Origin of the sequence: Candidatus Phytoplasma stylosanthis (genome assembly GCF_032886435.1) — a bacterium.
Lineage (GTDB): Bacteria > Bacillota_I > Bacilli_A > Acholeplasmatales > Acholeplasmataceae > Phytoplasma > Phytoplasma stylosanthis.
Genome location: NZ_JAUZJP010000003.1, coordinates 25,157 through 33,618 on the forward strand (window position 1 = coordinate 25,157; position 8,462 = coordinate 33,618).

The window sequence follows — 8,462 nt, forward strand, 5'->3', positions numbered from 1 at the left end:
ATTTAAAAAAATTTCCTTTTTTAAGAAATTAAAGCTTTAGCAAAAACATCTTTTGCGTTTTCAACAGCGATAATTTCTATTTTTTGTCTAACTTCTTCTGGTATTTCATCTAAATCTTTTAAATTATCTTTAGGAATAAAAATTGTGCTTAACCCACTTCTTTCAGCAGCAATAGCTTTTTCTTTTAAACCACCTATCAAATTGATAGTACCAGTTAAAGTAATTTCGCCTGTCATTCCGACATCTTTTCTAACAAATTGTTTTGTAATAGCAGAAAAAATGCAAGTAGCTATAGTTACACCAGCAGAAGGACCATCTTTTGGTATTGTTCCTTCAATAAAATGAACATGAAAATCATTATTATCAAATATACTATATTCGATACCTAATTTTTCTGCATTAGATTTTAAAAAACTAAAAGATGTAATCGCGCTTTCTTCTAAAACTTTTCCTAAATTACCTGTTAAAAGTAATTTACCACTCCCTTTATAATGAGCAACTTCTATAGGTAAAATATCACCACCAAAAGAAGTATATGCTAAACCATTAACAACACCAATTTGATTTTTATTATTCGCTAATAAATGTTGATAAATTATTTTTCCTAAAAAAATTTCTATATTGCTATTATTTATATGAATTCTTTCAGTTTTGTTCATTAAAATTTCTTTTATTGTTTTTCTAACTAAAGTAGCTAAAATTTTATTTAAATTTCTCACTCCTGCCTCTTTGGTATAATGTCTAATTAAATAAAGAAATGAAGATTTATCAATTTTAAATTCATTTTCAGAAATTCCATGTTCTCTCAATTGTCTAGGTAATAAATATTTTTCAGCAATAATCATTTTATCTTGTTCTGTATAAGAATTTAATTCTATAATTTCTAAACGATCCTTTAAAGGTTCAGGAACGTTACTCAAATCATTAGCTGTTGTAATAAATAATACCTGTGATAGATCAAATGGTTCAGATAAATAAAGATCTACAAAATTTTTATTTTGATTGGGATCTAAAACTTCCAATAAAGAAGAACCAGGATCATGTTGAAAATTATTAACTAATTTATCTATTTCATCTAGTAAAAATACAGGATTAATTACTCCAGCGTCCCTTAAACCACTTAAAATACGACCAGGCATCGCTCCAACAAAAGTTCTTCTATGCCCTTTAATTTCGCTTTCTTCTTGTAAACCACCTAAAGATTGTTTAATAAATTTACGTCCTAAAGCTTCAGCGATAGAAATAGCTAAAGTAGTTTTTCCTACTCCAGGTGGACCAACAAGACAAATAATAGTCTGAGGATTTTTTTTAGTCATTATTTTAACAGCTGCATATTCTACAATACGTTCTTTAGCTTTTTTTAAACCATAATGGTTTTTTTCTAAAACACATTGAATCAAACTTAAATCATCAATATCTTTGCTTGACTTCCCCCATGGTAAAGAAACAACAAAATCTAAATAATTACGAATAACAAAAGAATCAGCTAAAGCAGAAGAAATAGATTGATAACGCGAAAGTTCTTGTAAAACTTTAACCTTTATTTTTTTTGGCATTTTCGAAAGATTAATTTTTTTTCTTAATTCTTCTATTTCTTCTTCTTTTTTAACTTTATCACCTAATTCATTTTGAATAGCGCGCATTTTTTCTCTTAGATAAAATTCTTTTTGATTTTCATCAATGCTACGTTTAACTTCAGCATTTATTTTGTCTTCTAATTCTAAAAAACTTAGTTTTATTTCAATGTCTTGCAAAATATACATTAATCTTTTATTTAAATTAGATTCTTTAAGATACTTATATTTATTTTTTTCTTCGATTTTAAGAGCAAAAACAATTAAATCTACTGCCTTTTCTGTTGTAATACCATTTTTGATTTGTTCTAAAAAAGTATTTTCTGAAATTAATAACAATTGATTAATATTAATTGATATTCTTTCCATAATAAGTTTAATAAGAGATTTCTCTTTATTTAAATCTCCAAACTTAGTAGGAAAATCTTTATATTCTGTAATAAATATATTATCTTCAGTTTTTAATATTTTTTCATTTTTAATTCTTTTTATAATACGTAATTTGACTTTATAAAATTCATTATCAATTTTTACAGAAGCCAAAATTTTAGCTAGAACACCATATTTTTCTATATCAGAAATTTTAGGTAAATCTTGAAAAATATTTTTTTGTAATAAAATCACAACATAAGGATTTTGACTAACTTCTGCAAGTTTTAAAGCATTAATAGAAAATTCTCTACCTATTTCCAATCTTAAATCATTAAAGGGAATTGGAACAATGTCTCTAACAATAATAGAAGGTAATTTTTTAGGGATAATTTCTATTTCTTCATTATTTTTATTCATATCTCTTTTTTCACATCCTTTTATATTAAAATTCTTAAAAATAAATAAGTTAATATTTGATGAAAAATATATATCAAACCTAAATATATTTTAGTTTTTATATTAAATTTATTTTTATATAACTAAATAATTTAAAGGAATTAATAATTTTTAAAAAATAAAAATAGATATTTTTTATTCTTTAAATAATTATTTATTGTTTAATATTTACTTCAAACAAAAAATTAGCAGTTTTCTCCCTTATTAAATTATTAATTATGTTTTTATGAAAAAGACTATTTTGTTTAACTTTTTCTATATCTACCTTAAATTCATCTCTTAATCTTTCATAACATATATCTAACTCTTCAGAAGAAATACTTATTTTTTCTTTTAAACTTATTTCATCTAATAAAAGATTTAATTGAACATTTATCAAAGCTTTTTCTTCTGTTTTTTGTTTAAATTCTTCATTAGTAAAATTGTTAATATTTAGATATTTTTCCAAATTTATATTTTGCTTTTGCAATTCTTCTTCTATTTCTTTTATTAAAGATTTAACTTCCTCTTCTACTAAACATGATGGAATTTTTGTTATTTCAGAATTTTGAATTAAAAAATCTAAAATCTTTTCTTTTTGTTCTTTTTCTTTTTTATTCTTTTTTTGTATATCTAGTTCTATTTTTAATTGATTTTTCAATTCTTGTAAATTTTTAATATTAGGAAATTTCAATATTTTAACCAATTCATCATTCCAAACTAAATCTTTTTTTACTTTAATTTGATGTAAAAAAATTTTAAAAGCAACTTCTTTAGAAGCTAATTCTTTATTAAAATAATCATCAGGAAATTTAATTTTGAATTCTCTTCTTTCGTTAATTTTCATCCCTAACATCTTTTTTTCAAAACCAGGAATAAATTTATTAGAACCTATCTCTAAAGTATAATTATTAGCACAACTTCCTTCAAATAATTTTCCATCTAAATAACCTTCAAAATCAAAAACAGCAAAATCTCGCCATTCTAAAAAATTTTCTTCTTTTTTTTTATCTTCTAAAAAAGGATTTTTTTTTAGTAAAAATTCCATTTTTTTCTGAATTTCTTCTTCTGTTGTATTTTCTTGAGAAACATTAATTTCTATTTTTTTATAATCACACAATTTAATTTTTGGTTTTAAAAGTAATTCTAAAGAAAAATTAAAAAAATTCTTTTTATTAATTAAATCATCTTTTTTAAAATTAACTATTTTTGGATTTCCAATAAAATCATAGTCTTTATTTTGAAATATTTCTTGAAATTTATCTTGAACTAAAATTTCAAAAGCATCCATATATAGTGATTCATGTTCAAAATATTTTTCAAAAATTTTTCTAGTGACATAACCTTTTCGAAAACCTTTAATTTTTACTTTATGTTTGATTTTTTGAAAAGCTCTATCCAAAAAAATATCAAATTCATTTGAACTTATTTGAAAATTATATCTGATAAAATCGTTATTTATTTTTTCAACTTGCATACTTTAAAAATACCATTCTTCAATTTATAAGATACAAGAAATTGTAACATAATTTAGTTTTATTTTAAATTTAAATTTATTTTTATATTAAAAATTAAAAAGATAGGTTTATCAACATTGTAGTAGTACATAACATACATAAAATAACTTTTGTATAATATATTATACAACAAAAAAACAATAAAAAATATGATTTATTGATATATATAATTTCTTTTTTGTTCTATCTATTTGTTTGATTTATAACTCTTCATGAAACATTATTTATAATCTATTACAAATAAAACTAACATGAGTAATTTTATAAGAATAAAATAAATAGATTTATTAATTTTTATTTATTAACAAAAAAATATCACATAATTTACTTATTACTTTTTAAATCTTACATAATTTTAAGAATTTTTTTACATTTTTTTACATTGTTTTTTTGTGTCTTTTTTCAAAAAATAATAAAATAAAATATTATATAATTATGATGTAAGAATTATTGAAAAAAGAATGATAACAAATATTTAATTTATATAAATTTATAATAAAAAAGTATTAATTTCTATTTCTTTTTTAATCTAGTGCATTTATTCTTTATTAATTTATGATTAAAATTATTTAATTTATTTTTCATTTCAAACAATTCATATTTTTTTTAATTCATATAATAATTTTTGTTTGACCTTAAAAATAAGTCAAACTTTTTTAATAAACAATTTAAATTATTTTTTATAATTTTTATTTTTTATAGTTAATAATCCAAGATTAATATAAAAATTTAAAAATTAAGTTATCGAAAAATAAAGATACATTATTATCAATTAAATGATTATTACTAAACTAAAAAAAGATCAAAAAAATTTATATTTTTCATTTAAAAAGATTAAAACATAAGCATTTTTTTATCAATAAAGGAAATTTTTAAAATGAAAAAATCATTTAAAAAGAAAAAAAGAATAATTATAAATTTTATATTATTTTCATTAATTTTATTATTTTTAATCTGGATAATTAAAAAAATTGTTAAATCTCATAATTACAAAACTCCTTTTGGTTTATATCCTAAAACAGAAGTTGAAGAAGAATATTTTATTAAAGAAGGAAATTATGAAAAAAAATATCCTATAAATAAAATTTCTTTTCATCGACCTTATCGAAATAAAAAAGGGCAATGGATATTAGATAATGTGGATAAAATAAAACACTTAATTAAGGTAAAATACACTTTTTTTGGATTGAATGGATTGGAAAATTGTCTATATCCTAATAAAGTACCTAAAGATTTAGAAAACTTTGTTAAAAATAATCCGTTTAGTGAGTGGCATTCTGAAAATGATAAATTTTTAGTAGATACAGGAAATAAAGAAAAAAACGAAGGTTTTTATCAAATACCTTCTGTTCTTTATTTTGATAAAAATGGTTCTTTATTTACAAAAAATAATTTATCTAGATCTTTAACTATACTTGCAAGTATCGGTGAAATTAAAAATGATAACGTAATATATTTATATTACGAAGGACCTAAACATATCATTGATATAGACGAAGATTTCTATTTATGTGAAATTCCAATTCCATTTATTAATATTAAAGAAGGTTATTATACTAAAAAATACTTCCTTCATTTTAATCCAGTAAAAAAATATTTAACACTTTATATAGAACCAATAAGAAACAAAAAATGATTATCTAAATTAAGGAAATAAAAATAAAAGGATTTTTTTTACTACCTTTACTACCCCTAATTTTTTTTATTTTTATATAAAAGTTGTGTTTTTATAAGGTCATAATATCAAATCACAAGCCCTAACTTTTTTTAGTAAACAATTTAACTTTATTTTTTTATTTTCGATGAGGAATTCTATTTTTGATTTATCACACCATATTTATAACTTTAAAAAATCAAAAATGTTTATATTGTAAAATTAGGTTTTTTTGTCAATTCGTAAAAGAATAAAACTTTAATTTTGTTTAATTGTTTATTAAATTTATAAAAAATATTTAAAAATTTCTAAATAAACATTAGATTCAATATTAAAATACTCAATATAAAAAATTTTATATAAACAAATAAAAAATAAAAAATAATAAAAAATATAAATATATAATGGTGATATATATTAATTATCACTATTATTAATATTAAGAAAAGTTATTCCAATTATGTATGAATCTATGAATCAAAAAAAATTGGTTTTTTATTTTCCTTTTTATCGGAATCGGAATTGTTAGTTGTTTTATTTTTGGTTTCAAAACCAAAAAGCAAAAGAAACCTCATTAGTGATCTTTTTCATATCCAATACTCTGAAAATTTTAATTTATATACCTCTCAGAAGACCTTTTAAAATACAAAGTCGCTTTATTAAAGAAACTTTCCGTCTTTTGGGGTATGCTGACCAAAAACCTCCAGTTAGAAAACATAAATATAGAATTAATCATTATCAATCAATTTGTTTACCAAAGCAAAGTGGAAACAATTAATAAATACTTAATTCAAAAATCAAATCATCTAGGAACCAAAATTAATTGAATTAGGTTATTATAACGATACTCCAGCCAATACGGGTTCTTCTGGTTCGTTCCTTCCTTTACCTTTAGGAAAATTTAATGGTTACAAAAATCTCTGCTATTTATTTTGATGATGTCATTCGTCGCCGCCTCTACCTGAAGACCAAAAAATTAAATCTTTAAAATAGCAAATAAAATGGCGATAAAAGAAAAAGGAAAAAATCACAAAAGATTTAATCAAAATGAAGATAAAGAAATAAAAGCATTATTACAAGAAGATATCAAAGTACTAACAGAATAAATTAATAACATTCGCCAAGAAATAATCAATATACAAAATTATAAATTTCCATATTTATTAAAACTAACCAACAGTGCCAAAAACATCTATCTTTTTTCCTTCCATACTAAAAAAAGAATGAAAACTATTCAACTAACCTGATAACCCCCCGCTTCTAATCCTTATCAAGCGATTCGGAATTGGAAACACGCACAACCTATGCTATGTCGTTTATCAAAAAGAATGATATTATTATGAGGAAGACAACATGAAACAGATTTGCGAAACAGATAATTTTTATCATATTATTTGTGATCTTAATTATGATCAACTTCTAAAAGAATGGAAAAATAAAGAAATATTAAAAACAGGTTGTTATTTTGGCTTTGAATTGAAGTCTTTATTAGAAAGTGAATCTAAAAAACTTTAAAAAGAAGATGGTAATTATTTATGATACAATTTCACCAGTGGATTTATACATAACTATTTTTATATTGATAATATAAAGATTGAATGTGTAAATTCCTTTTTAAGAATTTTTAATCATATAATAACCGAAACATTAAGTTTAACACGGCCACATTTAAAAAGAAAGACAAACTAATGAACATAAAAATCAAAAAAATATTTTTAATAATTAATTCAATAATTTTAATGTTAGGTTTAATTAAAGGATTTCATAAACCTTTTATTTCATTATATTTATTTACGCGTCAAACTGTTTTGTTAATAAATATTTATTTTTTATTTTTATTTTTTAATATAAACAATAAGATACAAAAATATTTGAGTTTTATTATTTTAATAGATTGTTTATTACTTTTAAGTTATAATTTCCAAATAGAAAAAACGAAAATGTTTTATCAAAGAAATTTTTTTGCAATTTTAGTTGCTAATTTAGAACATATTTTTTTGCCTTTAATTTTTATTTATTACTACTTTTTTTTAGATAAAACAACTTTTAAATTAAAACATTTTTATATTTCTTTAATTCATTGTTTTTTATATGGAATGACTATTTTAATATTTAATAAATCTCCATATAAATTTTTAGACTCAGATAACATAAATTTTAAAAAAATTTTTTTAATTACAATTTTCTTATCTTTATTTTCTTTATTATCTCTTTTTTTAAAAAATAAAAAAATTTATAAAAATAAATAAATTTTTAAACAAAATTAATAAAATATTTTTATAATAATTAACTTGTATAGATTTTAAAAAATTATATTCCAAGCCAACTGATTTGTTGGTCTTTTTTATTTAAAAATAATTCAAAAAGAGAGTAAATATAAAACAAATAACAAAACCAAATAAAAGAAATATTAAATATAATAAAAGAATTATAATTTTTTTGAAAAAGAAACAAATCCATGTTCTAAAAATTATTTTTTAATCATCGTTGTACTATCTTTTTTATCATTAGTAATTTGTTGACTTTATTTGTTAATTTTCAATTTGGCATGAAATAAAATATTTTTATTTGTTTAATTTATGATTGTTTCACGATTTGTTTTTTTTATTGATGCGAATATAAGTTGTGTTCCACTAAAATATAACTAATTCAAAACGAAATTTGTTCTAAAAATTAGAATCAAATTATTTACTAATTACAAATATGATAACACAAAAAAAGAAATTTGTTTACAAAAAAATTTAAATTTTTTCTTTTTTTAAAATTTTCTTTTTTTAACAAAGAAAAAGAAAAAAAGAAAAAGAAAACATATATACATAAAATGTATATATATAAACTCCTTTAAAAATCTTAGAGTCTAAGAGTCTTAGATTAACTAGAATAAATAATTTATATATTATAAACTAAGTA

5 protein-coding genes are annotated in these 8,462 nt (G+C 20.4%); 3 read left to right on the forward strand and 2 right to left on the reverse strand.

The genetic code is table 11. From position 1 onward, the window contains the following. Positions 1-20: 20 nt before the first annotated feature. Both lon and tig read right to left on the reverse strand, forming a co-directional pair. Positions 21-2,363: an endopeptidase La gene (gene lon / locus Q8777_RS01115; protein ID WP_318676435.1), complete on the reverse strand. Its 2,343-nt coding sequence runs from the start codon at positions 2,361-2,363 to the stop codon at positions 21-23. 193 nt (positions 2,364-2,556) lie between these two features. Then, entirely contained in the window at positions 2,557-3,858 is a 1,302-nt protein-coding gene (tig, locus tag Q8777_RS01120; RefSeq protein WP_318749361.1) for a trigger factor, read from the reverse strand. Between the two features lie 917 nt (positions 3,859-4,775). On the opposite strand from tig, the gene Q8777_RS01125 reads away from it, so the two are divergent. The 3 genes from Q8777_RS01125 to Q8777_RS01135 all read left to right on the forward strand — a co-directional run bounded on the left by Q8777_RS01125 (position 4,776) and on the right by Q8777_RS01135 (position 7,801). Next, on the forward strand, positions 4,776-5,534 hold the full coding sequence (locus Q8777_RS01125; protein WP_318676437.1) for a hypothetical protein: 759 nt from the start codon (positions 4,776-4,778) through the stop codon (positions 5,532-5,534). Between the two features lie 1,371 nt (positions 5,535-6,905). Beyond that, positions 6,906-7,067, forward strand: a complete 162-nt coding sequence (locus Q8777_RS01130) for a hypothetical protein (protein WP_318676440.1) — start codon at positions 6,906-6,908, stop codon at positions 7,065-7,067. A gap of 173 nt (positions 7,068-7,240) precedes the next feature. After that, positions 7,241-7,801, forward strand: coding sequence for a hypothetical protein (locus tag Q8777_RS01135; protein ID WP_318676442.1), 561 nt, complete (start codon positions 7,241-7,243; stop codon positions 7,799-7,801). Positions 7,802-8,462: the final 661 nt, after the last annotated feature.